General features: G+C 47.0%; 20 protein-coding genes. 17 read left to right on the forward strand and 3 right to left on the reverse strand.

Going from position 1 to position 23,992, the window contains the following annotated elements; all coding sequences use genetic code 11:
* Positions 1 to 18: 18 nt before the first annotated feature.
* On the reverse strand, positions 19 to 1,053 hold the full coding sequence (locus L876_RS21260; protein ID WP_162148994.1) for a PepSY domain-containing protein: 1,035 nt from the start codon (positions 1,051 to 1,053) through the stop codon (positions 19 to 21).
* On the reverse strand, positions 1,053 to 1,661 hold the full coding sequence (locus tag L876_RS0106525) for a peptidase (protein ID WP_156029385.1): 609 nt from the start codon (positions 1,659 to 1,661) through the stop codon (positions 1,053 to 1,055). Before L876_RS0106525 ends, L876_RS21260 begins: the two co-directional genes overlap by 1 nt.
* Before the next feature lie 506 nt (positions 1,662 to 2,167).
* Here L876_RS0106525 and mraZ point away from each other — a divergent pair.
* The 15 genes from mraZ (at position 2,168) to lpxC (ending at position 19,143) form a co-directional block, all read left to right on the forward strand.
* Positions 2,168 to 2,626, forward strand: coding sequence for a division/cell wall cluster transcriptional repressor MraZ (gene mraZ / locus L876_RS0106530; RefSeq protein WP_028763064.1), 459 nt, complete (start codon positions 2,168 to 2,170; stop codon positions 2,624 to 2,626).
* A 34-nt stretch (positions 2,627 to 2,660) separates the two neighbouring features.
* The gene (gene rsmH, locus L876_RS0106535; RefSeq protein ID WP_028763065.1) at positions 2,661 to 3,602 is read left to right on the forward strand and encodes a 16S rRNA (cytosine(1402)-N(4))-methyltransferase RsmH; all 942 of its coding nucleotides are present in this window, start codon (positions 2,661 to 2,663) and stop codon (positions 3,600 to 3,602) included.
* Positions 3,603 to 3,637: 35 nt separating this feature from the next.
* The gene (ftsL, locus tag L876_RS0106540; RefSeq protein WP_028763066.1) at positions 3,638 to 3,952 is read left to right on the forward strand and encodes a cell division protein FtsL; all 315 of its coding nucleotides are present in this window, start codon (positions 3,638 to 3,640) and stop codon (positions 3,950 to 3,952) included.
* Positions 3,949 to 5,685 carry a peptidoglycan D,D-transpeptidase FtsI family protein gene (locus L876_RS0106545; protein ID WP_028763067.1) on the forward strand — a complete coding sequence of 579 codons (1,737 nt, stop codon included), beginning with the start codon at positions 3,949 to 3,951 and terminating at the stop codon, positions 5,683 to 5,685. The genes ftsL and L876_RS0106545 overlap by 4 nt, the downstream gene beginning before the upstream one ends.
* The gene (gene murE / locus L876_RS0106550; protein ID WP_028763068.1) at positions 5,682 to 7,151 is read left to right on the forward strand and encodes a UDP-N-acetylmuramoyl-L-alanyl-D-glutamate--2,6-diaminopimelate ligase; all 1,470 of its coding nucleotides are present in this window, start codon (positions 5,682 to 5,684) and stop codon (positions 7,149 to 7,151) included. The genes L876_RS0106545 and murE overlap by 4 nt, the downstream gene beginning before the upstream one ends.
* Positions 7,148 to 8,518 carry a UDP-N-acetylmuramoyl-tripeptide--D-alanyl-D-alanine ligase gene (locus tag L876_RS0106555; protein WP_028763069.1) on the forward strand — a complete coding sequence of 457 codons (1,371 nt, stop codon included), beginning with the start codon at positions 7,148 to 7,150 and terminating at the stop codon, positions 8,516 to 8,518. Before murE ends, L876_RS0106555 begins: the two co-directional genes overlap by 4 nt.
* On the forward strand, positions 8,518 to 9,600 hold the full coding sequence (mraY, locus tag L876_RS0106560) for a phospho-N-acetylmuramoyl-pentapeptide-transferase (protein ID WP_028763070.1): 1,083 nt from the start codon (positions 8,518 to 8,520) through the stop codon (positions 9,598 to 9,600). Before L876_RS0106555 ends, mraY begins: the two co-directional genes overlap by 1 nt.
* A gap of 6 nt (positions 9,601 to 9,606) precedes the next feature.
* Complete coding sequence (gene murD, locus L876_RS0106565) at positions 9,607 to 10,938, forward strand: UDP-N-acetylmuramoyl-L-alanine--D-glutamate ligase (RefSeq protein ID WP_028763071.1); 1,332 nt, start codon at positions 9,607 to 9,609, stop codon at positions 10,936 to 10,938.
* On the forward strand, positions 10,931 to 12,145 hold the full coding sequence (gene ftsW, locus L876_RS0106570) for a cell division protein FtsW (RefSeq protein WP_028763072.1): 1,215 nt from the start codon (positions 10,931 to 10,933) through the stop codon (positions 12,143 to 12,145). The genes murD and ftsW overlap by 8 nt, the downstream gene beginning before the upstream one ends.
* Positions 12,145 to 13,230 (forward strand): undecaprenyldiphospho-muramoylpentapeptide beta-N-acetylglucosaminyltransferase, encoded by a 1,086-nt coding sequence (gene murG, locus L876_RS0106575; RefSeq protein WP_028763073.1) that lies wholly within the window; start codon positions 12,145 to 12,147, stop codon positions 13,228 to 13,230. The genes ftsW and murG overlap by 1 nt, the downstream gene beginning before the upstream one ends.
* Position 13,231: 1 nt before the next feature.
* Complete coding sequence (murC, locus tag L876_RS0106580) at positions 13,232 to 14,683, forward strand: UDP-N-acetylmuramate--L-alanine ligase (protein WP_028763074.1); 1,452 nt, start codon at positions 13,232 to 13,234, stop codon at positions 14,681 to 14,683.
* A gap of 148 nt (positions 14,684 to 14,831) precedes the next feature.
* Positions 14,832 to 15,596 (forward strand): cell division protein FtsQ/DivIB, encoded by a 765-nt coding sequence (locus L876_RS0106585; protein WP_028763075.1) that lies wholly within the window; start codon positions 14,832 to 14,834, stop codon positions 15,594 to 15,596.
* A 3-nt stretch (positions 15,597 to 15,599) separates the two neighbouring features.
* Positions 15,600 to 16,835, forward strand: coding sequence for a cell division protein FtsA (gene ftsA, locus L876_RS0106590; protein ID WP_028763076.1), 1,236 nt, complete (start codon positions 15,600 to 15,602; stop codon positions 16,833 to 16,835).
* 31 nt (positions 16,836 to 16,866) lie between these two features.
* Positions 16,867 to 18,042 (forward strand): cell division protein FtsZ, encoded by a 1,176-nt coding sequence (gene ftsZ / locus L876_RS0106595; protein WP_028763077.1) that lies wholly within the window; start codon positions 16,867 to 16,869, stop codon positions 18,040 to 18,042.
* 180 nt (positions 18,043 to 18,222) lie between these two features.
* Positions 18,223 to 19,143 (forward strand): UDP-3-O-acyl-N-acetylglucosamine deacetylase, encoded by a 921-nt coding sequence (lpxC, locus tag L876_RS0106600; protein WP_028763078.1) that lies wholly within the window; start codon positions 18,223 to 18,225, stop codon positions 19,141 to 19,143.
* Between the two features lie 6 nt (positions 19,144 to 19,149).
* Here lpxC and L876_RS0106605 read toward each other — a convergent pair whose 3' ends face one another.
* Positions 19,150 to 19,602 (reverse strand): DUF721 domain-containing protein, encoded by a 453-nt coding sequence (locus L876_RS0106605; protein ID WP_028763079.1) that lies wholly within the window; start codon positions 19,600 to 19,602, stop codon positions 19,150 to 19,152.
* Between the two features lie 27 nt (positions 19,603 to 19,629).
* Here L876_RS0106605 and L876_RS0106610 point away from each other — a divergent pair, with 27 nt between their 5' ends.
* Both L876_RS0106610 and secA read left to right on the forward strand, forming a co-directional pair.
* Complete coding sequence (locus tag L876_RS0106610) at positions 19,630 to 20,529, forward strand: M23 family metallopeptidase (RefSeq protein WP_028763080.1); 900 nt, start codon at positions 19,630 to 19,632, stop codon at positions 20,527 to 20,529.
* Positions 20,530 to 20,589: 60 nt separating this feature from the next.
* Positions 20,590 to 23,313 (forward strand): preprotein translocase subunit SecA, encoded by a 2,724-nt coding sequence (gene secA / locus L876_RS0106615; protein ID WP_028763081.1) that lies wholly within the window; start codon positions 20,590 to 20,592, stop codon positions 23,311 to 23,313.
* The last annotated feature ends 679 nt before the right edge of the window (positions 23,314 to 23,992 follow it).

Here is a 23,992-nt window from a genome sequence, read left to right on the forward strand (position 1 = left end):
TAAAATTTAGGCTGAGATTTAGTCCAGTATAGAGGATAGTTTTATATAGTGGCGTAGCTGTGCGGCATTGACGAGTGACACACAACCCCCCATCGCCTGGTGTTGACAGCTAAGTCTAATGCCGTCATTGAGTTGGTCGTCAGTGAGCTTGCTTCTATCTTGGTCGGTAGCTAGTGGCGGGTGGTCGATAAACTTGACTCTGCACATGCCGCATTGCCCACCACCGCCGCAGCTGGTGCGAATACGCTCCTTGTGATGATTGAGAGCATCCAGCATTCCGCTATGATGGATAGTTATCGTTTCCAATGGTTCATTATCGGGCGAGAGGAGTATCAAGGTGTTGTTCTCGGAGTGTGCACGCCCGATTCGGTATTGGCCATGCTTCAGTTTCCTGATGACCAAGATAGCACCACTGATACCCAGCAGCAGGACTATGGTCGCTACTATACGTATTGCTATGTGGTTAAAACTGACACCGTTGTCGGGAAGGTAATCCATGAAATGCAGCATAAACAGCAGCTGTTTTAGGTTGGAACCCCAATTCTCATGGGCTACGACCTCTGCGGTTGTTGCATCAACATAGATATGGGTGTTGCGCTCATCTTGCAAATCGACTCGGTATAACGCTGATGATGCCGCGTATTTATCGGCGACGTCATTAGCTAATTCGATGGCGATGACTTGCCCTGAGCCTGAATAGCTCGATAGTGCCAATTGTTTTAATTGGTCGGGCTCTAGTTTTACTGGTGACAGATCCGTGGCCCAAAAACCGAACTTTCCTTTATCACTTGTGACGCGATATAGCGCTTTACCGAGCACGTTGTCGAGTGTGATGGCTGAAACGGTTTGCGTGGGGAATTGCAGCAAGAGCTGCGAGGGTTCAGCTAGCGCGGAGGCGGTATCGACAGGGGGAGCCGTCATTTTTTGTCGATAGTGGTTTCCGTTAAGGTGTTGGCTATCGATAAGGTTAAACGCTAATCCCGTCGCTACCCAAATAAACAGTTGAAGGCCAACAATCGCAGCTAGCCAGCGATGGAGTATTTGCATCGACATCATGATCGCTCCGATGGCTTGTTGGCAAAGGCGACAAAAACGAGTGCTAACCCTGTCAGTACCGTCATCAATGCTAACAGGCTCATCAGACTAAGTAAGGGATTATGAATATCCTCTCTGTCCTCATAGTCCATGATGTGTAGCATCCACATAATGTCGAAAAGACGCCAATAATCGTGACGCTGGGTAACAAGCATGCCTGAAGTCGCCGAAATATAGAGGCGTGTATTGACTGTGTCGTTGATGGAAAATTGCCATACTGGCAGCAAACGTGGGTTAAGTTCGCTAGGGGCATTTTCGGTCACCAACTTTGCAGTCATTGCGTTGGTCGAGCCATTAAAGACTTGGTTTACCATGAGCGCGGCTTCAGCTTGGGTCACTTGTTGCACTGGCTGTCCATTATAAGCTGAGATAAAGATGACACGGTCTGCTAAGACAACTTGGTAACGAGGTTCATTGGCACTAGGGTATAGGTTAACGCGAGTAGCACCAGGAAAGTGTCGAAGTACTTCCCCTATCGAGATCAGTGTTTTATCGGTTGGAATCGTCAATGTGGCTTTGTGTGTAAGATGTTTACCACGAATGAAGTCGATATCCATGATAACCATATATAAGCCTGAAATCAGCCAAAGCAGTATTTGCACTGCGGCAAACAGTGTCAACCATTTGTGTGATTTTCTAATTATTATTGATTGGTGAGTGGTTAACATAATTTAATATTAGTGGCGTCATCTGATAGAGGTTATTGGGTTTGTTCCCTAATGGCCTTTGAATTGCCGGCATCGTCGGATCTATATGACTGGGCGACAGTTAAAGATGAAATGATCGGTTAAAGAGTGCCTTATATGGGATTAGGATCCACTTTACGATCTCTGCGTGACATTTCCTAGCATATTTCTGTTTGTTTTTTCAGCTTATTTGTCAAATAACACCACATTTATCCTTTTGTTGACCCATTAATTAATTTTCAGAAATGGGCTCCTAAGCCGCTTGAATACTGGATTTATAAATAGTTTCATCCCTTGACAATACTTGCGTACTATCTCTAAACTTAGCATTCGTGGGAAATTGTGGATATTTGTGGATCTCTTAACCAAGGCAAGGATGAACTAACGTGTTCCGTGGGGCAAGTGCTATTAACCTTGATACCAAAGGACGGATCGCTATTCCAAAGCGATACCGAGAAGCCTTGCACGTTGAATTTGATAGTCAATTAGTCATTACCGTTGATTTTGAGTCATCCTGCCTACTGCTATATCCGCTGCAAGCTTGGCAAGAGATAGAAGCCAAACTTTTAAAGTTGTCAGATACACAACCCACAGAGCGTGCAATGAAACGCATGTTATTAGGCTATGCCCACGAGTGTGAGCTGGATAAAAATGGCCGCTTACTTTTGCCACCACCGCTGCGTCAATATGCCAATTTAGATAAGCACGCAATGTTAGTAGGGCAATTAAACAAATTTGAGCTGTGGGATGAGGCTGCGTGGCAGCAACAGATCGAGCTTAGCCGTGAAACGATTCAGAGTGATGCTTTTGCAAACAGTGAACGTCTAGCGGATTTCTCTTTGTAATAAAGAGACCAACAACAAACGTAAGAAGAGAGTCATGACCCAAGAATTTGCGCACCTATCAGTGCTATTAAATGAGACCGTAGCCGGGCTAAACATTAAGCCAGATGGCATCTATATTGATGGCACTTTTGGCCGCGGTGGTCACTCTCGAGAAGTATTAAAACACCTAGGTGACAATGGCCGTTTGGTTGCAATCGACAGGGACCCACAAGCTATTGCTGCAGCGGCGCAGTTTGCTGACGACCCGCGTTTTTCTATTGTTCATGGTGGATTTGGTCAGTTGGCTCAGTATGTTGAAGAACTTGGCCTTAAAGGAAAAATTGACGGTATCTTGTTTGATTTTGGTGTGTCGTCTCCGCAGTTAGATGATGCTGAGCGTGGGTTTAGTTTCCTACGCGATGGGCCGTTAGATATGCGTATGGATAACTCTCAAGGAGAGACTGCTGCGCAGTGGATTGCTCGCGCTGAAATTGAAGATATGGCATGGGTATTTAAAACCTATGGTGAAGAGAAGAATGCCCGCCATATTGCACGCTGTATCGCCGCAGACAGAGAGGCTACCCCTTTCTTGCGTACCAAGGAGCTAGCCGACTTAATCGCGCGTATCACCAAAAGCAAAGAGCGGAATAAGCATCCAGCAACGCGCGTTTTTCAGGCCATCCGTATCTATATCAATAGTGAGTTAGAACAGATAGATCAAGCTCTTGAAGGTGCTTTGACCGTCTTAGCGCCGCAAGGACGACTATCGGTGATCAGCTTTCACTCCCTAGAAGATCGTATGGTGAAACGTTTTATCCGTCGTCATAGCCAAGGGGAGTCGGTCCCTCATGGGTTACCGATCACCGAAGCGGAGATCAATAAAACCAGATTGCTCAAAGCTGTGGGTAAGGCAACGAAACCTTCAGCAGAAGAGATAGAGCGTAATGCCAGAGCAAGAAGCTCAGTATTACGTGTCGCAGAGCGTTTAGATTATTAATTTAATAGCAAGATATTGAGGTAGGGGAAGCGCTAGTGAGTAAATCACATCTTAACCTAACCCGAATTGTTTTACTGGACCTTTGGCACCACAAGTGGGTGCTGTTATTGGCGTTTGTGGTATTAGCTAATGCGGTGCTGGTGGTTTACACCAGTCATACCAGTCGTAAATACACGAGCCAATGGGACCAGTTGTTACAGGAGCGCGACCGTTTAGATATCGAATGGCGTAATCTGTTACTCGAAGAGCAGTCGCAGTCGGAACATAGCAGAGTGACGCGTATTGCAACCAAAGAGTTAAATATGAGCAGACCGCTGCCCAACGAAGAAGTGGTGGTAAGAGTACCGTGAATAAGCAGGCTAAGCGTAAGCAAAAACCACAATTGTTCCACTGGCGTTTATACGTCGTGGTGGCTTTTGTGTGTGTGCTGTTTACCAGCTTGGTTGGTCGTGCTGCCTACATTCAGATCATAGAACCTGAAAAGTTACGTCACGAAAGTGATATGCGTACTCTGCGTACCACGAGCAGAGAAGTGCATCGTGGCCTAATCACCGACCGCAATGGTGAAATGCTAGCAGTTAGTGTGCCAGTTAAAGCGGTTTATGCCGACCCCAAAGTGGTGCATGATAAAAATGGTTTTACTGATATGCGACGTTGGCAGGCGCTAGCCGATGTGTTGCACGAACCTAAAGATGAGATCTTAGCGCGGGTACAATCTAACCCTAAGAAACGCTTTACCTATCTTAAGCGCCAGGTCACTCCTGCCGTAGCTAACTATATAAAGCAGCTCAAATTACCTGGTGTTTATCTTAAATCTGAGTCGCGCCGCTACTATCCTACGAGCGAAATCTCTGCTCAGTTAGTCGGGTTGACCAATATCGATGACGTGGGTATCGAAGGTATTGAAAACACCTATAACAATTGGCTTACGGGCACTCCGTCTAAGCAAAAAGTACGTAAGTCTCGTGATGGTCATGTCGTCGAACGCTTAGATATGGTGCAAACCGGTGAAAGCTCAAATGACTTAGTATTGAGCATCGATCAGCGCATTCAACAGCTTGCCTACCGTGAAATTAAGCGCGCCACTGAGATAAACCAAGCCACATCGGCGTCGATTGTGGTGTTAGATGTGCACACTGGTGAAGTGTTGGCGATGGCGAATACACCATCATATAACCCCAATTCCCGCGAAAACTTACAAAGTTATCGTATGCGAAATCGCGCATTAACCGATGCCTATGAGCCCGGCTCAACCATTAAACCTTTTGTGGTTGCAGCGGCACTTGAGGCTGGCACGATTAAAGAAAATCAGATCTTTAAAACCCATCCTGGTCGCATTCGTATTGGTGGCAAAATTGTTCGCGACGGTCGCAACTATGGTGATATGAGCTTAGGCGACGTGTTAGTGCATTCGAGCAACGTGGGCATGACGCAAATCGCGCTTTCAATGCCAGTGCAGGAACTGCTGGGTTATTACCAAGCAATGGGGCTTGGCAGCTACTCGGGGATTGACCTTCCAGGCGAAAGTGCAGGTCTTATCCATGACAGACGTCGCTGGTCTGATTTTGAGCGTGCAACGCTCTCTTTTGGTTATGCACTTACGGTTACACCACTGCAGATAGCCAGAATGTACGCCATGTTAGGCAGCGGTGGCGTGCTCTATCCTGCGTCCATATTGAAGTTAAAACATCAACCCGAAGGCGAACAAGTCATCTCTCCAAAGGTGGCACAAGAGGTGATGGAGATGCTGATCGGTGTCACTGAACCCGGCGGCACGGCTAAAAAAGCACACATTGATGGTTACCCTGTTGCGGGTAAAACCGGCACGGCACGTAAAGCCGTTGCTGGGGGGTATGGCGAGGATTATGTGGCACTATTTGCCGGTGTCGCCCCAGTGCATAACCCAAGGCTGGCGATGGTGGTTGTGGTCAATGAGCCTAAGGGTGATAGATATTACGGTGGCGATGTTGCGGCACCGGTATTTGCAAAAGTGATGTCAGGGGCGTTGCAAATGTTAAATGTTGAGCCAATTAGTGCTCGTGAAAAAGTGAAACTTGCTGGCAATGTTAGGAGGGGAGAGTGATGCTGATTAGTGATCTTCTCGCACCTTGGTTCCATTATGCTGGACCTGAGTCGATGACTCACCTGAGTTTAGATAGCAGAGACGTGGGCGTTAATAGCGTTTTTGTTGCTGTGCCTGGTTTTCAAGTTGATGGGCGTCGTTTTGTAGCATCCGCTTTTGCGCAAGGTGCGGTGGCGGCGTTAATCCATACTGATGATCCGCAAGAGCATGGCAAAGTGAGCCATGAGGGTGGCCTACAGATCTATTTCTTCCAACTGCAGCGTCAACTGTCAGCCTTGGCATCACAGCTCTATAGCTTAGGTCGAGAGAGAATGAAGTTGATAGGGGTGACCGGAACTAACGGGAAAACGTCGGTTACACAACTTATTGCGCAGTTAAGTGAGCTGATGCATCAGAAAAGTGCGGTGATGGGCACCTTAGGCAATGGCTTATGGGGAGCGTTAGTCGATAGCGGTAATACCACCGCCGATCCCATTACTGTGATGCGTCAGTTGACAGAATATAACAGTCAAGGTGCCAAAGTGTGTGCGCTGGAAGTGTCAAGCCATGGGTTGGCACAGGGGCGTATAGAAGCTGTGCCTTTCGATGTGGCGGTATTCACTAACCTGAGTCGGGATCACTTAGATTTTCATGGCACCATGGATGCTTATGGCGCTGCTAAGCAGCGTCTGTTTCGTTTTAGTTCTCTTTCAAATGGCTTAATTAATTTAGACGATCCGCTGGGTTTGCAGTGGTTACATGACAAACGTTGTAAAGGGCTGGTGGGCTTTAGTGTGCAAGGGCATTCAGAAGCCGCGATTTATACCACTGAGGTAACACAACACAGTCAAGGGGTAAGCGCTACCTTAGTGTGGCCAGAAGGGCAAGCTAAGTTGGATTCACCGCTATTAGGCGTGTTTAATCTGTCTAATTTAGTCGCGGCGTTGGGAGCGCTATATCTTTGCGGGTATTCAATGAGTTCGCTACTTGCACATGTGTCAGCGTTGACACCAGTAGCTGGGCGTATGGAACGCTTTACCTGTGAAGATGATGTGACACTGGTGGTTGATTATGCGCATACTCCCGACGCCATTGAACAAGCATTAAAGGCATTGCGAGGTCATTGCGCTGGCCAACTGTGGTGTCTATTTGGATGTGGTGGCGATAGAGACAAAGGTAAGCGCCCATTGATGGCCCAGGCTGCCGAAGCACATGCCAATCGCTTAATGATCACTAGCGATAATGCCCGTAGCGAATCTCCTGAGCAAATTATCAGTGATGTGGTCGCTGGTCTGCAGGCACCTGATTTAGCATTGACACAGGTCAGTCGTCAGCAGGCCATTGAACAAGTGGTTGCTTTGGCTGAGCCTGGCGATCTTATTTTGCTTGCAGGTAAAGGGCATGAGACCTACCAAGAGATCAACGGCCAGCGTCTCGACTATGATGAACGAGCTTTAGCGCTCGAGATATCAGGGAGAACACGATGATCCCGCTAAGTTTGTCGACGCTCGCGGAGCAGTTAGGTGCCCAGTTAGTGGGTAATGACCTAACGATAGAAAAGGTATCGAGTGACAGCCGAGTCGTCGATAACAAAACACTATTTGTCGCCCTTAAAGGGGAGCGGTTCGACGGCCATGATTTTGCGCAAACCGCATTGGAAAACGGTGCATCGGCAATGTTGGTAGAACGTGAGTTACCGCTGAATCTTCCACAGCTAGTGGTGACGAATAGTCAGAAAGCCATGGGATTAATTGGGGCATACATCAAGCAGCGTATTGCTCCTAAGTCTGTGGCTCTGACGGGATCGAATGGCAAAACCAGCGTCAAAGAGATGGTGGCGACCATTTTGTCTCAAGATCACCAAGTGCTTTATACCGCAGGCAATTTTAACAATGAGATTGGCGTGCCTCTGACCTTATTGCGCCTCGAACCACAACATGAAATTGGTGTGTTCGAGTTGGGGGCTAATCACATTGGTGAAATCGATTATACCTCTGAACTGGTTAAGCCCGACGTCGCTATGGTTAATAACGTGGCTTCTGCTCATCTTGAGGGTTTTGGTTCATTAGCGGGAGTGGCTAAGGCTAAGTCAGAAATCTTCAATCATCTTGCCGATGGCGGTACTGCTGTCATTAATGCCGATGATGATTTTGTCGAGGTGATGCGCCAAGCTGCAGCGGCGTACCCACAAATTAGTTTTTCGGCCTCAGGCAAACACGCTGATGTTGTCGCGACAGCATTGCAAGCGGATGTGACGGGGCGTTATCAGTTTGAATTAAGTTACCAAACGCACGTTGAGCAGGTTCATCTTCCGCTTGCGGGTCGTCACCAAGTGAGTAATGCGCTTGCGGCGACTGCAATCTGTCTTGCGTTGGGCTTGTCCCTTACAAATATTGCTAACGGCTTGAAATTACTCGCGCCAGTCAAAGGCAGAATGGTACCGACTCAATTGGGACGCATTTTGTTGATTGATGACAGCTACAACGCGAATCCCGCTTCTGTAGGGGCTGCAATTGACTGGCTTCAAGAAATTGAAGGAAATCGCTGTTTAGTGCTGGGCGATTTAGGCGAATTAGGTGACAATGCGTCCCTTTTACATCAGCAACTGGGCGAAAAGGCAAAGTTGCAGGGGATCGATGCGTTGTTCTCTTTGGGAGAACTAAGCCGACATAGCAGTGAGGCTTTTTCGGGACGTCATTTTACTGATATCAATGAATTGGTAATCGATTTAGTTAATTATTTTAACCAGTTAGATGGAAGCATTACTGTGTTAGTCAAAGGTTCACGCAGCGCGAAAATGGAGCGGGTGGTAGAGGCCTTAATTGCTGCTTTTGAGCGCAAGGAGTTGTTTTAATGCTGGTTTACCTGGCGGAGTATTTAACCCAATTTTATAGTGGGTTTAACGTTTTTTCATATGTGACTTTTCGTGCCATTCTTGGCCTACTTACCGCGATGGTATTTTGCCTTTGGTGGGGCCCGAAAATGATAGAGCGTCTGCAACTATTGCAGATAGGTCAAGTGGTGCGCAATGACGGCCCAGAATCTCATTTTAGCAAACGCGGCACGCCGACTATGGGTGGCTTGCTGATTTTAGCAGGGGTGTTTATCAGTGTCCTGCTATGGGGAGACCTAGGTAGCCGCTATGTGTGGGTGATGCTATTTGTTCTAGCGGCATTTGGCTTAATTGGCTTTATTGATGATTATCGTAAAGTTGTGCGCAAAGACACAAAGGGGCTTATCGCGCGCTGGAAGTATATTCTGCAATCCTTGGCAGCATTGGCAATTGCTTTTTATCTCTTTGCCTCGGCGCAAGATCCTGGTGAAACCCAGCTCGTGGTACCTTTCTTTAAAGATGTGATGCCGCAATTGGGCGTGTTTTATATCGTACTGGCGTATTTTACTATTGTGGGTTCAAGCAACGCAGTCAACCTAACGGACGGACTAGATGGCTTAGCTATCATGCCAACCGTCATGGTGGCTGCCGCATTTGCATTGATCGCCTATCTCTCTGGTCATGTTCAATTTTCAAATTATCTGCATATTCCCTATTTGCCCGGTTCGGGTGAGCTAGTGATTGTGTGTACCGCAATAGTGGGCGCAGGGCTCGGCTTTTTGTGGTTTAACACTTATCCCGCTCAAGTATTTATGGGGGATGTGGGCTCGTTGTCTTTAGGGGCAGCGTTAGGGACGATTGCAGTATTGGTGCGTCAAGAGATCCTATTGGTGATCATGGGTGGGGTCTTTGTGATGGAAACTGTGTCGGTGATTTTGCAGGTAGGCTCCTACAAGCTAAGGGGACAACGCATTTTCAGAATGGCACCGATCCATCATCACTATGAGTTGAAAGGCTGGCCGGAACCACGAGTGATTGTGCGTTTCTGGATTATTTCACTGTTTTTAGTGTTGCTAGGTTTAGCAACACTAAAGCTAAGGTAAGCAGATATGGCAAGTTGCTATACGCATATCGTATTAGGACTGGGCGCCACAGGGCTTTCAGTCGTGCGTTATTTAGCCAAGCAGGGCATTACACCTCTGGTCATGGACAGCCGTGAAAACCCTCCTGGGCGCGAGACCCTAGCTAGTGACTTCCCTGAAGTATTGCTATTGACGGGGGGCTTTGATTGTCGCTATCTAGTTCAAGCCTCGCAAATTGTGATCAGCCCAGGCATTCCTATGGATACGCCAGAGATCCGCGTTGCGGTTGATATGGGCATTGATGTTGTCGGTGACGTAGAGCTCTTTGCCCGAGCCATTGCAGAACTGCCTGCTTGTGTGATTGGTATTACAGGTTCAAATGGAAAGTCGACGGTGACGACCTTAGTGGGCGAGATGGCAGCAGAAGCTGGGATTAATTATGCCGTAGGTGGCAATATCGGCGTTCCCGTATTGAATCTGCTGGATAAGGGTTATGACCTTTACGTGCTTGAGCTATCAAGTTTCCAACTAGAAACCACTCATAGCCTTAAATGCATCAGCGCGACCTGCCTTAATATCAGCGAAGATCATATGGACAGGTATGCCGACCTTGAGGCTTATCGTCAAGCTAAGTTAAATCTGTATCGACAGACGAAATTGGCGCTATTTAACCGTGATGATGCCCTAACTAAACCGAATGATCCTATGAATCAAACTAGCTTTGGTTTATCGGCGCCAGGTGGTGATGAATGGGGGATTCAAGCTGGGATGTTAGTCCATGGGAGCACTGAATACCTAAGTGTGAATGATGTGAGCTTAGTGGGCAGTCACAACCACGCCAACTTATTGGTGGCGATGGCATTGGCCGACAGTGCGGGTATCGACAAAAAAGCAATGATTAGCGTTGCTCGCCAGTTTACCGGACTCGCGCACCGATGTGAGTTGGTGGCGACACGTCAAGGTGTGAGCTTTGTTAATGATTCTAAAGCGACCAATATTGGTGCGACGATAGCAGCATTAAAAGGGCTTGAAGATCACCAAGGTCAGATTATCCTGATTGCTGGCGGTGATGGTAAAGGTGCAGACTTCTCGCTTCTTGCGCCTGTTATACAAAACGTCGCTCAGGTGATCACTTTAGGGATGGATGGTGACAAAATTGCTGCGCAGTTTGAAGGTGCCGTTAAGGTTGAATCGATGGCGGAAGCGGTAAAAGAGGCGGCTAAGTTAGCAAAGGCTGGCGATATCGTTTTACTGTCTCCAGCGTGCGCAAGTATTGATATGTATGCCAACTTCATGGCGAGAGGTGATGATTTTAGACAACAAGTCATGGCGCTCGACACTGAGGTGATTGATGCGTAGCGATGATCGTCAACTGAACCTATTTGGCAGCAGTATCAGCTGGTCATTGCCAAATCTGTTCAGTCAGCGAGAAGCGCCGGGCATGCAACTGTATGACCGTAGTTTGTTGTTTGCCGTGGTGGCGCTTATTGGGTTTGGCTTTGTGATGGTGATGTCTGCCTCCATGCCAGAGGCGCAGAGTTTAACGGGGAACCCATACCATTTTGTCTGGCGTCATGTGGCCTATGTTGTGGGATGTATGTTAATTGCAGCCGTCGTGCTGCAGATAGAGATGTATCGTTGGCAACAACTTAGCCCGATATTGCTGTTGGTTGTAGGCATTATGCTGTTGTTGGTGCCGATAGTGGGCACTACGGTGAATGGGGCGACTCGATGGTTAACCGTTGGTCCCATCAGAATTCAGGTGGCAGAGCTGGCGAAGTTTGCTTTTGCTATCTACATGGCGGGTTATTTAGTCAGGCGTCATCAAGAGGTGCGTGAGAACGCTAAAGGCTTTTATAAGCCGATTGCCGTGTTTGCAGTTTATGCCTTCTTAATTTTGTTACAACCTGACTTAGGTACTGTGGTCGTGCTGTTTGTAGGCACCGTTGGCTTGCTCTTTTTAGCGGGCGCTCGATTATTAGATTTTTTTGCATTGATCCTGACTGGGGCGATGGCTTTTGTTGGGCTGGTTTTACTTGAGCCTTACCGTATGCGACGGGTGACATCCTTTTTGGACCCATGGCAAGACCCATTTGGCAGTGGATATCAGTTAACCCAATCTTTGATGGCCTACGGTAGAGGGGATTGGTTTGGGCAAGGGCTGGGTAACAGTATTCAGAAGCTAGAGTATTTGCCTGAAGCGCATACTGATTTTATCTTTGCCGTTATTGGTGAAGAACTTGGTTTTTTGGGCATCATAGTTGTGTTATCAGTGCTGCTATTTATCGCATTAAGAGCCATAAAACTAGGCAATTTGTGTTTACTGCAAGATAGAGCCTTTGAAGGTTATCTTGCCTATGCGATCGGTATTTGGATCTGTTTCCAGACCGTTGTTAACGTAGGCGCCAGTATCGGCATGTTACCCACTAAAGGATTAACACTGCCCTTTATCAGTTACGGTGGCAGTAGCTTGTGGGTGATGACCGCAGCAGCAATGTTGTTGATTAGAATTGACCATGAACGACGATTAGGCCTTATTCAGGCAGTACAAGGCAGGGTGAAATAGTGGTCTCAAATAAACGTATTTTGATTATGGCTGGCGGCACGGGAGGACATGTATTCCCGGCGTTAGCGGTGGCCAAGCATTTGGCCAAACTAGGCTGGCAAGTTCGCTGGCTTGGTACGGCGGAACGAATGGAAGCACGTTTGGTACCGCAGCATGGTTTTGATATCGATTTTATCGACATTAAAGGCGTCCGTGGCAATGGGCTTATGCGCAAGTTAGCTGCGCCATTTAAAATTTTGCGCTCGATTGCTCAAGCCAAAGCAGTCATTAATGAGTTTAAGCCAGATGTGGTATTAGGCATGGGTGGTTTTGCCAGTGGCCCTGGCGGTGTTGCGGCAAAACTAAGTGGCATTCCCTTGGTCTTGCATGAGCAGAATGCCATTCCTGGAATGACCAATAAACTGCTGTCTCGTATCGCAAGCCGAGTTTTATGCGCGTTTAACGATACCTTTGAGCAGGGCGCCGAAGTGGTCGGCAACCCTATTCGTGCCGAGTTAATTGCATTAGGGCAAAAGCCGAGCGAGCAGGCCAATGACGACGCATTAAGGGTATTGGTGGTTGGTGGCAGTTTAGGGGCTAAGGTGTTTAACGATCTGATGCCGGCTGTGACAGGCGCAGTCAGTAAGCAGTATTCGATCACCGTATGGCACCAAGTGGGTAAAGGTAATTTAGCGGCGGTTGAGAATGAGTATCAACAGTTAGGGCATTCAGGCAGTGTAAAAGTAGCTGAATTTATTGACGATATGGAAGCTGCCTATCGCTGGGCCGATGTGGTGCTTTGCCGGGCAGGCGCATTAACAGTGTCTGAAGTTGCGGCGGTAGGGTTACCGAGTTTACTCGTACCATACCCTCACGCGGTGGATGATCATCAAACCAAAAATGCTCAGGTATTAGTAGAGGCTGGCGGTGCCTTTTTGTTACCGCAAGCCGTATTAGATTGTGAAAAATTGATCAGCAAATTGCAGATGTTAGCGTCAGATCGTAAGGCTCTCGCCGAGATGGGCCAACATGCTAAAGATGTCGCAGTTATTGATGCAACCGAGCGTGTGGCTCAGGTGTGTATCACGCTGGCAAATAAGGATTGAGATGAGTAATAGCGCAGAGAAGTACGCACCATTAAGAACGATCATCCCTGAGATGCGTCGAGTTAAGCAGATCTATTTTGTTGGGATCGGTGGTGCGGGTATGGGTGGTATCGCTGAAGTGCTCGTCAATGAAGGTTATCGATTAAGTGGTTCTGACATCGCTGAAAATGCTGTGACAGCAAGACTAAAGTCATTGGGTGCGACGATTTACATCGGCCATCACGCTGAGCAAGTGCAGGGCGCCGACGTTGTGGTGGTCTCCACCGCTATTGATGCTAATAACCCTGAGATCATCGCCGCACAAGAGTTGCGTATTCCTATTGTTCGCCGCGCAGAGATGCTGGCGGAATTGATGCGCTATCGCCATGGCGTGGCAGTGGCTGGGACTCATGGTAAAACCACGACAACCAGTTTAATCGCCAGTATTTATGGTCAAGCTGAGCGCGATCCAACTTTTGTTATTGGCGGATTGCTCAATAGCGCAGGGACTAATGCGCGTTTGGGTAAGAGTCGTTATCTGATTGCCGAAGCGGATGAGAGTGATGCGAGCTTTTTGCATCTACAGCCTATGGTCAGTGTGATCACCAATATTGAAGCTGATCATATGGATACCTACGAAGGTGATTTTGAAAAACTTAAATCAACCTTTATTGAATTTTTGCACAACCTGCCATTTTACGGTGTGGCGGTGGCATGTATTGATGATCCTGTCGTTAGAGAGCTGTTGCCGCGTATAGCGCGCAAAGTCGTGACCTACGGGTTTAGTGATGATGCCGATGTGCAGGCGCTCAATTTTATTCAACATGGTTATCGGTGCAGCTTTACGGTAAGACGTGACGGCATGGACGATCTTGACCTATCGGTAAATCTTCCTGGCCAGCACAACGTGCTGAATGCGTTGGCGGCTATCGCGGTGGCAACAGAAGATGAAATTGCTGATGAGGCGATGGTCAAAGCCTTGGCAGAGTTTCAAGGTATCGGTCGCCGTTTCCAGCAATTAGGCGAGTTTGCGACTGATGCCGGCAGTGTGATGTTGGTTGATGATTATGGTCATCACCCGAGTGAAGTCGCTGCAACAATTAAAGCGGCTCGTTCGGGATGGCCTGATAAGCGTTTGGTCATGGTCTATCAGCCGCATCGTTATAGTCGCACACGTGATCTCTATGACGATTTTGTCGAAGTGCTTTCGCAAGTAGATTGCTTACTATTATTGGATGTTTATGCTGCGGGAGAGCTCCCCGTTCCTGGTGCAGACAGCAGAGCGCTTTGTCGCTCTATTCGTCAACGTGGTCAGTTGGATCCTATTTTTGTTCTTGGGCCTGAGCAGTTGTCATCAATATTGCCAGATGTATTACAAGATGGTGATCTGCTGCTAACGCAAGGTGCAGGCAATATCGGGGCGATTAGTAAGCAGTTAGCCGATTCAAACCTTCAGTTTGAGCAGGCCAAATGATGAACGTTTTTTGCGCAATATGTTGAGGCGATGATGAAGCTTTTGACGCTAAGGTTGAGGTAGTTATAATGGCCGGTTCTTTATCGTTGCTGCAGGCTGATTTAGTGGTCAAAAAACATACGTTTAATAGTATGTTAAGGCGGTAATCATGTCTTTTGCTGACGTGAGAAATCGCTGGGGTAGCAAGCTTAGGCTGGTCGATTGGTATTTATGCTTTGGACTGGTGTTTTTGTTTCTTGTTATCTGTGGGCTAGCCACGGGAGTATGGAAGTTAAACATCGTGCTAAACGATGCTGATACCTTACCTATCGAAGCGGTAGCGATTAAAGGCGATAGGCAATTTACCAGCGATGAAGAGATCCGTGTCGCATTGCAAGATTTAATGCAGCGAAGTTTCTTTTCTGCTGATGTGAATCAGGTTCAGCAGGCTTTAGAAGCGTTACCTTGGGTATATCAAGCTTCAGTGAGACGAGAGTGGCCAGCAAAACTAAAGGTTTATCTCGTAGAGCAACGCGCAGTCGCACATTGGAATGCTAGTGAGTGGCTCAATGAACAGGGCCAAGTGTTTCAAGCTCCAATGAAAGAAGGGATCGGAAGTTTGCCCAGTTTGGCTGGGCCAGAAGAACAAGCCTTGTCGGTATTGACTAATTATCGGCAAGTCAGTGAACTACTGAATATAAACGGCTTTAATTTAACCCGTTTAGAGTTGAGCCCTAGGCACGCATGGTTAGCCGTTTTAGAAAACGGCATAGAACTTAAGCTAGGACGAGAAGACAAGATGGCGCGAGTGCAACGGTTTATTAATGTGTATCCCACATTGGTCAATCAAAGCAAACCCGTTGCTAGAGTTGATTTGCGCTACGATACCGGATTGGCCGTAGGTTGGGATGAAGCACAAAATGAGAGCCATTAATTAATGACCAAGAATCAAGATAGAAATCTGATCGTTGGATTAGACATAGGGACATCCAAAGTTGCTGTGATCATTGGCGAAGTGCTACCTGATGGTGAGATCAGTGTGGTGGGCTTGGGTAGCCATCCCTCTCGCGGTATGGACAAAGGCGGCGTAAATGATCTCGACTCGATTGTCCGCAGTGTACAGCGAGCGCTTGATCAGGCTGAATTGATGGCTGACTGTCAAGTGGCGTCAGTTTATTTGGGCATTTCGGGCAAACATATCGAATGTCAAAATGAAAACGGCATGGTGTCAATCAACGACGAAGAGGTCACTCAGGAAGACGTTGATAACGTCATTCATACTGCGCGTTCGGTCAAGATCCCAACCGAACGTCGTATTTTACATGTGCTGCCGCAAGAGTATGCCATTGACGTGCAAGACGGTATTAAGAGCCCTATTGGCATGTCGGGCATGCGCATGGAAGCTAAGGTGCATATTGTTACCTGCGCTAACGACATGGCAAAGAACATTACTAAGAGTGTTGAACGTTGTGGCCTAAAAGTAGATGACTTAGTGTTTTCGGCCATAGCTTCTGCTGACTCAGTGCTTACCGATGATGAGAAAGATCTTGGTGTATGCCTTGTCGATATGGGCGGTGGCACCACAGATATCACTATTTATACCAATGGTGCATTGCGTCATTGTGCGGTTGTTCCAGTTGCCGGCAATCAAGTGACCAGTGATATTGCCAAGATTTTCCGTACGCCACTATCGCATGCTGAACAGATCAAAGTGCAATACGCCAGTGCAAGAAGCTCAATGGTTAGCCGAGAAGATAGCATAGAGGTGCCATCGGTAGGCGGGCGTCCATCTCGCACCATGTCACGTCATACTTTGGCTGAAGTGGTTGAGCCGCGCTACCAAGAGCTGTTTGAGTTGGTGCGTAAAGAACTAAGAGATTGTGGTCTTGAAGATCAAGTGGCAGCGGGTATTGTACTGACCGGCGGCACAGCCTCAATTGAAGGGGCGGTAGATGTTGCAGAAGCGACATTTGGCATGCCAGTGCGTGTGGCTGAGCCACTACCAGTAAAAGGTTTATTTGAATATGTGAACCAACCCATCTACTCCACAGGTGTTGGGTTGTTACATTATGGTGCAAGACGGGTGATTGAACGTCAGTTCGAGCGTCCGGAGCGCCAAGGGGTAACCAGTCTTTGGAATCGGGTCCAAAGTTGGTTTAAGGGCGAGTTTTAAATAATAACGCAGGCTAAACGGAGAAAATACCATGTTTGAGATCATGGATAGTCATTCAGACGAGGCGGTGATTAAGGTCATCGGCGTCGGTGGCGGTGGCGGAAACGCTGTCGAACATATGGTAAAACACAACATCGAAGGTGTTGAGTTTGTTGCCACAAATACAGATGCACAGGCGCTACGTAAATCAGCGGCTGGCACAACGATTCAGTTGGGACGTGATGTGACCAAAGGGCTAGGCGCTGGCGCTAACCCTGAAATTGGTCGCTTGGCGGCTGAAGAAGATCGAGAAAATATCCGTAATGCGATTAAAGGCTCTGACATGATCTTTATCGCTGCGGGTATGGGTGGTGGCACTGGTACTGGTGCAGCGCCTGTTGTGGCAGAAATCGCTCGCGAAGAGGGGATTCTGACCGTTGCCGTGGTCACTAAGCCTTTCCCATTCGAAGGGAAAAAGCGTATGGCTTATGCCGATCAAGGTATCGAAATGCTGGCCAAGAATGTGGATTCTTTGATCACCATTCCAAATGAGAAGTTACTTAAAGTATTAGGTCGCGGTACCTCATTATTGGATGCTTTTGCGGCAGCGAACAACGTATTGCTCGGCGCGGTGCAAGGTATTGCTGAGCTGATCACGCGCCCAGGCCTTATCAACGTCGACTTCGCGGATGTTAAAACCGTTATGTCTGAAATGGGTAATGCCATGATGGGTACTGGCGTTGCAAGTGGTGAAGACCGTGCAGAAGAAGCGGCTGAAGCTGCTGTTGCTAGCCCACTGCTAGAAGACATCGATCTTGCTGGCGCTCGTGGTGTGTTGGTTAACATCACTGCTGGTATGGATATGAGTATCGAAGAGTTTGAAACTGTGGGTAACCACGTTAAAGCTTACGCTTCAGATAATGCGACGGTTGTCGTTGGTGCGGTTATCGATCCCGAGATGAGCAACGAGCTACGCGTAACAGTTGTTGCTACAGGTATTGGCGCAGAGAAGAAACCAGACATTCAATTAGTGTCTAAGCCTACTCCTCGTCCGGAGCCAATTGTTGCGCCAGAAGTGAAGCTAGATCTGCCGACTGAAGAGATTATGCCGCAAGCGATGGGCGCAGGAAATGTTGTACCTGTTGCACAACCTGCAGCTGCGACAGCGCCAAAGAGTGACCTTGATTACTTAGATATTCCAGCGTTTTTGCGCAAGCAAGCTGATTAGTATTGGTAGTTAGGACGGTGCTAGTCGCAGCGTTGACTGGAATGAGTAGCTAAGTTTATTAAGCGCTAAATTTTGGTGAATTTGCAAAGATATGCTAGCATGTCCGACCTGCCGCGCTTTTATGCGCTGCTTTGTTGTGCAAAAATTGAGTGATTTTGTTGAGATATAACGGGTAAATAAATGATTTTTCAAAGAACTGTTAAAGAAATGGTTAAGACCACCGGTGTCGGATTGCATTCCGGGAACAAGGTGACTTTGACGATCAAGCCCGCGCCAGTTAATACAGGGATCGTATTGGTTCGCACTGACTTAACCCCTAATGTTGCGATTGCAGCTAAAGCGGATCAAGTTCGTGAGACAACCATGTGTACGGCGCTTGTCAATGACGATGGTGTTCGTATTTCAACGATTGAACATCTGTTTGCCGCGTTAGCGGGTTTAGGGATCGACAATGCCGTCATTGAAGTCGATGCACCCGAAATTCCTATCATGGATGGCAGTGCTAGCCCATGGGTATTCCTACTGCAATCAGTCGGCATACAAGATCAAGCAGCAGCAAAGAAATATTTAAGAATCAAACGCCCTGTGCGTGTTGAAGATGGCGATAAGTGGGCAGAACTACGTCCATTTAAAGGGTTTAGAGTCGATTTTGCTATCGACTTCAATCACCCTGAAATAGCCAGAAGTCAGCAACACATGGTGATGGACTTTTCATCGTCTGCCTTTGTACGAGATATCAGTCGCGCAAGAACCTTCGGTTTCATGCGAGATATCGAATATCTGCGTGCGAACAACCTTGCATTAGGTGGCAGCATGGAAAACGCCGTTGTGCTTGATGAATACCGCGTTCTCAACCCCGATGGTCTGCGTTATGAGGACGAGTTTGTTAAGCACAAAATACTCGATGCATTTGGTGACCTTTATGTCGCTGGTCATGCAATCGTTGGTGAATTCTGTGCCTTTAAAACAGGGCATGCATTGAATAATCAATTAGTGCGTGCACTGTTAGCCGAGCAAGATGCTTGGGAGTTAGTCAGTTTTGAGAAAGAAGAAGAAGTTCCTGTGAGCTTCGCGATGCCAGCCGGCGCTTCTTTCGCCTAATTGATATTAAGATTGCCTTGAACGGCTGGCTAAAGCAGCCAGCCGTTTTAGTTTTACGCCTAAAGAACCCTCTGTGTGCTCTGCAAGTGCTGAAATATGAGCAGCAGCAGTTTCGCTGATGTGATTGTTAGCCGGTTTTGATTTTGTTTCACACATATTCATGCCTGGGTTGACTTTAACTTCGATAGCGGACAGCATGGGGAGCGTTTCGAGTTGTAACTGTTGTAACATTTTGGGTTTTTGAAAGTTAATCCTTGCCGCCCATGCAGCAGTGGTGGTCTCGATAACGAGAACACCTTGACGGAAATTGGCAACTTTAAGTTGTTCCGTGACAGGACCAGTTATCACTTGCTTCACATAGTGATCCAAGTGGAGTAAAAGTTCTGCTTTTTCAGCAATAGAAGGTAATTGACCTTGCTGATGTAGCAGTTGGCTGAGATCCTGCGGGGGCTTTTTCATAACATAATAAAATGGCTTAATTAGGCTATGAGTGTAACAGTTTTTATTCAGGGTCGAAACGGTGCCACTCGCTGGCAACCCGGTAAGCGTTGGTTATTACTTCCTGTTTTGCTGGTTGCAGCAGGCACAGGGTTTTATCAACACAACGCCAAACAGCTTGAACAGCAACAAACAGACGTTAATAACGAACGCGTAGCCAGAGAAGAACAGAAGCACGAACTCATTGGGTTAAAAGGTGCAACGGAATCTCAGTTGGCAATGCTAGTGACGCATGTTGCTAAAATGCAAGCGAAAGTGGCTCGCCTAGAGGCACTTGGCCAACAAGTCGCAAAAGACTATAAACTCGAAGATCAATTCGATTTCTCTTCTGAAGTTGGTGTTGGTGGCCTGAGCGAACTCGGCAACAACATCGAACTCGATCAGCTTATCCTAGATATGGATAGGCTCGTGTCACGAATAGATAATAATAATGTTCAATTATCACTACTTGAAACAGTGACATCTAATCTCCATATAGATGGTGAGCGTTATATATCGGGGCGACCCATCCAAAAAGGTTGGTTATCTTCCCCCTATGGTTTACGTAATGACCCTTTTAACGGCAGAAGAACGATGCACAAAGGTATCGACTTTGCGGGTAAAGAGGGGACTGACGTTGTGGCTACCGCTAGCGGTGTTGTAACGTGGTCAGGCAGTATGTTTGGTTATGGCGAGTTGGTAGAGATTGATCATGGAAATGGTCTGCGTACTCGCTATGGGCATAATAAGTCTTTGTCAGTAGCTGTAGGTGATGTGGTCGCAAAAGGTGAAAGTATTGCAAAAATGGGGAGCACAGGTCGTTCGACCGGTCCTCATGTGCATTATGAAGTGTTGCGGGGTGGACAGCAGATAGACCCGCAAAAATATGTCTACCGCAAGGCAGGTTAATCTAAAAATAGGCTTTCAGACTCAACAGAGACTCGGCCAATAACATAAAAAGTGGTTCAGATGTTTGGTAAATTACTGACAAAAATATTTGGTAGTCGTAACGATCGCACCCTAAAAACACTTGGTAAGGTTGTCACAAAGATTAACGCTCTTGAGGCAGACTTTGAGAAGCTTTCCGATGATGAATTAAAAGCAAAAACGGTAGACTTCCGTGAACGCTTAGCATCGGGGCAAACGCTTGATGATGTGATGCCTGAAGCGTTTGCTGTGGTGCGTGAAGCCTCAAAGCGTGTATTTGACATGCGTCACTTCGATGTACAGATGCTTGGTGGCATGGTGCTAGACAGTAACCGTATTGCCGAGATGCGCACCGGTGAGGGTAAAACGCTTACTGCAACATTACCTGCTTACCTTAACGGTTTGACTGGCAAAGGTGTTCATGTCATTACCGTCAACGATTACTTAGCCCGTCGTGATGCTGAGAATAACCGCCCACTATTTGAGTTCCTCGGTATGTCGGTTGGTATTAACGTTGCGGGGATGGGGCAAGCTGAAAAGCAAATCGCCTATAACTCAGATATTACTTACGGTACTAACAACGAGTTTGGTTTTGATTACCTTCGCGACAATATGGCATTTTCGCCAGCAGAGCGCGTGCAACGTCCGCTGCATTACGCATTGATCGATGAAGTCGATTCAATTCTTATCGATGAAGCGCGTACCCCATTGATTATTTCAGGTGCTGCAGAAGATAGCTCAGAGCTCTACATTAAGATTAATACCCTTATCCCAAATCTTGTGCGTCAAGAGAAAGAAGATACTGAAGAAGAAGTGGGTGATGGCGATTACTCGGTCGATGAGAAAGCTAAACAAGTTCATATGACAGAGCGTGGCCAAGAAAAGGTCGAAGTTTTGTTAACTGAACGCGGCATGTTAGCCGAGGGTGATTCACTCTACTCAGCAGCAAACATCTCATTATTGCATCATGTTAACGCAGCGTTACGTGCACACACGCTGTTTGAAAAAGATGTTGACTATATCGTTCAAGATAATGAAGTGATCATTGTCGATGAACATACTGGCCGTACTATGCCTGGTCGCCGTTGGTCTGAAGGTTTACATCAAGCGGTTGAAGCTAAAGAAGGAGTTCATATTCAGAATGAAAACCAGACACTAGCATCAATTACTTTCCAGAACTTCTTCCGCCAATATGACAAATTGGCCGGTATGACAGGTACTGCAGATACAGAAGCGTTTGAGTTTCAGCATATCTATGGCTTAGATACCGTGGTGATACCCACTAACCGCCCTATGGTACGTAAAGATAATGCAGACTTAGTTTATCTGACCGCTGAAGAGAAATACGACGCCATTATTAAAGATATTATTGGGTGCCGTGAGCGTGGTCAGCCAGTATTAGTCGGTACAGTATCGATTGAGCAATCTGAGCTACTTCATAGCATGCTTAAGAAAGCCAAAATATCTCATGAGGTACTTAATGCTAAGTTCCATGAGCGTGAAGCTGACATCGTTGCGCAAGCAGGTCGTAGCGGTGCAGTAACGATAGCCACAAACATGGCCGGCCGTGGTACCGATATCGTGTTGGGCGGCAACTGGAATATGGAGATCGAACAGCTCGATAATCCTACTGCAGAGCAAAAAGCCAAGATCAAGGCTGATTGGCAAATTCGTCACGATGAAGTCGTTGCCGCAGGTGGTTTGCATATTCTAGGTACCGAACGTCACGAATCTCGTCGTATCGATAATCAGCTACGTGGTCGTTCAGGCCGTCAAGGTGATGCGGGTTCATCACGCTTCTACCTCTCTATGGAAGATAGCTTGATGCGTATCTTCGCTTCAGACCGAGTGTCTTCAATGATGAAGAAACTTGGCATGGAAAAAGGCGAAGCGATTGAGCATCCTTGGGTATCTCGCGCAATTGAAAATGCTCAACGTAAAGTTGAAGCGCGTAACTTCGATATTCGTAAGCAACTACTCGAATTTGATGACGTCGCCAATGATCAGCGCCAAGTCGTTTATTCACAACGTAATGAGTTGATGGATGCAGAAAGCATTCAAGATACCATCGTCAATATTCAAGCCGATGTTGTGAATGGTCTCATCGATCAATACATTCCACCACAGTCAGTTGAAGAGTTGTGGGATGTGCCTGGTCTTGAAACGCGTCTTGAGCAAGAGTACGCGATGAAGATGCCAGTACAAGAGTGGTTAGATAAAGAAGATGACCTTCATGAAGAAACCCTTTGTGAAAGAATCGTAGATACATGGGTGAGAGCTTACCAAGCAAAAGAAGAGATGGTCGGTGCGCAAGTACTACGTCAATTTGAAAAAGCGGTCATGCTACAAACCTTAGATGGCTTATGGAAAGAGCACTTAGCAGCGATGGATCATCTGCGTCAAGGTATTCACTTACGTGGCTACGCACAGAAGAACCCGAAACAAGAGTATAAGCGTGAGTCATTTGAGTTGTTCCAACAGATGCTGGAAACCCTCAAGCATGATGTGATCAGCGTATTATCTAAAGTGCAGGTACAAGCGCAATCAGATGTTGAAGAGATGGAAGAGCGTCGTCGTCAAGAGGAAGCTAAGATCCGTCGTGATTATCAACATGCAGCAGCCGAAGCATTAGTGGGTGGCGAAGAGGCACAAGCACTCGCCGCAAGCCAACCTGTAGTCCGTGAAGGTGACAAGGTTGGGCGCAATGATCCATGTCCTTGCGGTTCTGGACGTAAGTATAAGCAATGTCACGGCAAGCTTAGCTAACGAGCAGTCAGCATAATAATAAAAGCCATCCATACCGGGTGGCTTTTTTGATCATGCCACTCGGTTTATCAATATTTACCTTTACCTTTACCTTTACCTTTACCTTTACCTTTACCTTTACCTTTACCTTTACCTTTACCTTTACCTTTACCTTTACCTGTTGCGACCCCTGTCATATCTAATGAAGCCTCAATTTAATTGGATATTGATTACAAGTTGATGGTTTTGTGGATAACTTTGGGGGTAAATAGTGTGTAGATTGTGGTTATCTACAAAGATGCAAAAAAGTCTGATTTTTCTTAAAAAACCGCTTGCACCAAAACAAGAACTGCCTATAATGCGCATCCACTGACACGGCAAAGCTCGCAGAGACAAGTCGAAACACTAAGTAGCCTAGGTTACAGAGTGGTCAGGCACTGAAAAGTGCCGCATCAAAAAGTTTTCAAAAACTGCTTGACGCGAACATGGGAATGCGTAGAATACGCAGCCCTAGCCACTTGGAACTACCGAGATGTGCTAACGCTCTTTAACAATTTATCAAGTAATCTGTGTGGACACTCACAGGTGTTGAGTTATTCGAAATTGCTTTTCTGTCTTCGGATGTAAAGCAATCAAAAATTTTACTCAATGTAAGATGAGTGTTCATAGCAATATGTACAACACGTTAGAGATTCTTCCG

It is taken from the genome of Shewanella colwelliana ATCC 39565 (assembly GCF_000518705.1).
GTDB lineage: Bacteria > Pseudomonadota > Gammaproteobacteria > Enterobacterales > Shewanellaceae > Shewanella > Shewanella colwelliana.

Bases quoted from the DNA above. Each gene is read 5' to 3' on its own strand.
- L876_RS21260 (WP_162148994.1), bottom strand. From the start codon at position 1,053: ATGTCGATGCAAATACTCCATCGCTGGCTAGCTGCGATTGTTGGCCTT.
- L876_RS0106525 (WP_156029385.1), bottom strand. From the start codon at position 1,661: ATGGTTATCATGGATATCGACTTCATTCGTGGTAAACATCTTACACAC.
- rsmH (WP_028763065.1), top strand. From the start codon at position 2,661: ATGACCCAAGAATTTGCGCACCTATCAGTGCTATTAAATGAGACCGTA.
- L876_RS0106555 (WP_028763069.1), top strand. From the start codon at position 7,148: ATGATCCCGCTAAGTTTGTCGACGCTCGCGGAGCAGTTAGGTGCCCAG.
- mraY (WP_028763070.1), top strand. From the start codon at position 8,518: ATGCTGGTTTACCTGGCGGAGTATTTAACCCAATTTTATAGTGGGTTT.
- murD (WP_028763071.1), top strand. From the start codon at position 9,607: ATGGCAAGTTGCTATACGCATATCGTATTAGGACTGGGCGCCACAGGG.
- ftsW (WP_028763072.1), top strand. From the start codon at position 10,931: ATGCGTAGCGATGATCGTCAACTGAACCTATTTGGCAGCAGTATCAGC.
- murC (WP_028763074.1), top strand. From the start codon at position 13,232: ATGAGTAATAGCGCAGAGAAGTACGCACCATTAAGAACGATCATCCCT.
- L876_RS0106585 (WP_028763075.1), top strand. From the start codon at position 14,832: ATGTCTTTTGCTGACGTGAGAAATCGCTGGGGTAGCAAGCTTAGGCTG.
- ftsA (WP_028763076.1), top strand. From the start codon at position 15,600: ATGACCAAGAATCAAGATAGAAATCTGATCGTTGGATTAGACATAGGG.
- ftsZ (WP_028763077.1), top strand. From the start codon at position 16,867: ATGTTTGAGATCATGGATAGTCATTCAGACGAGGCGGTGATTAAGGTC.
- lpxC (WP_028763078.1), top strand. From the start codon at position 18,223: ATGATTTTTCAAAGAACTGTTAAAGAAATGGTTAAGACCACCGGTGTC.
- L876_RS0106605 (WP_028763079.1), bottom strand. From the start codon at position 19,602: ATGAAAAAGCCCCCGCAGGATCTCAGCCAACTGCTACATCAGCAAGGT.
- L876_RS0106610 (WP_028763080.1), top strand. From the start codon at position 19,630: ATGAGTGTAACAGTTTTTATTCAGGGTCGAAACGGTGCCACTCGCTGG.
- secA (WP_028763081.1), top strand. From the start codon at position 20,590: ATGTTTGGTAAATTACTGACAAAAATATTTGGTAGTCGTAACGATCGC.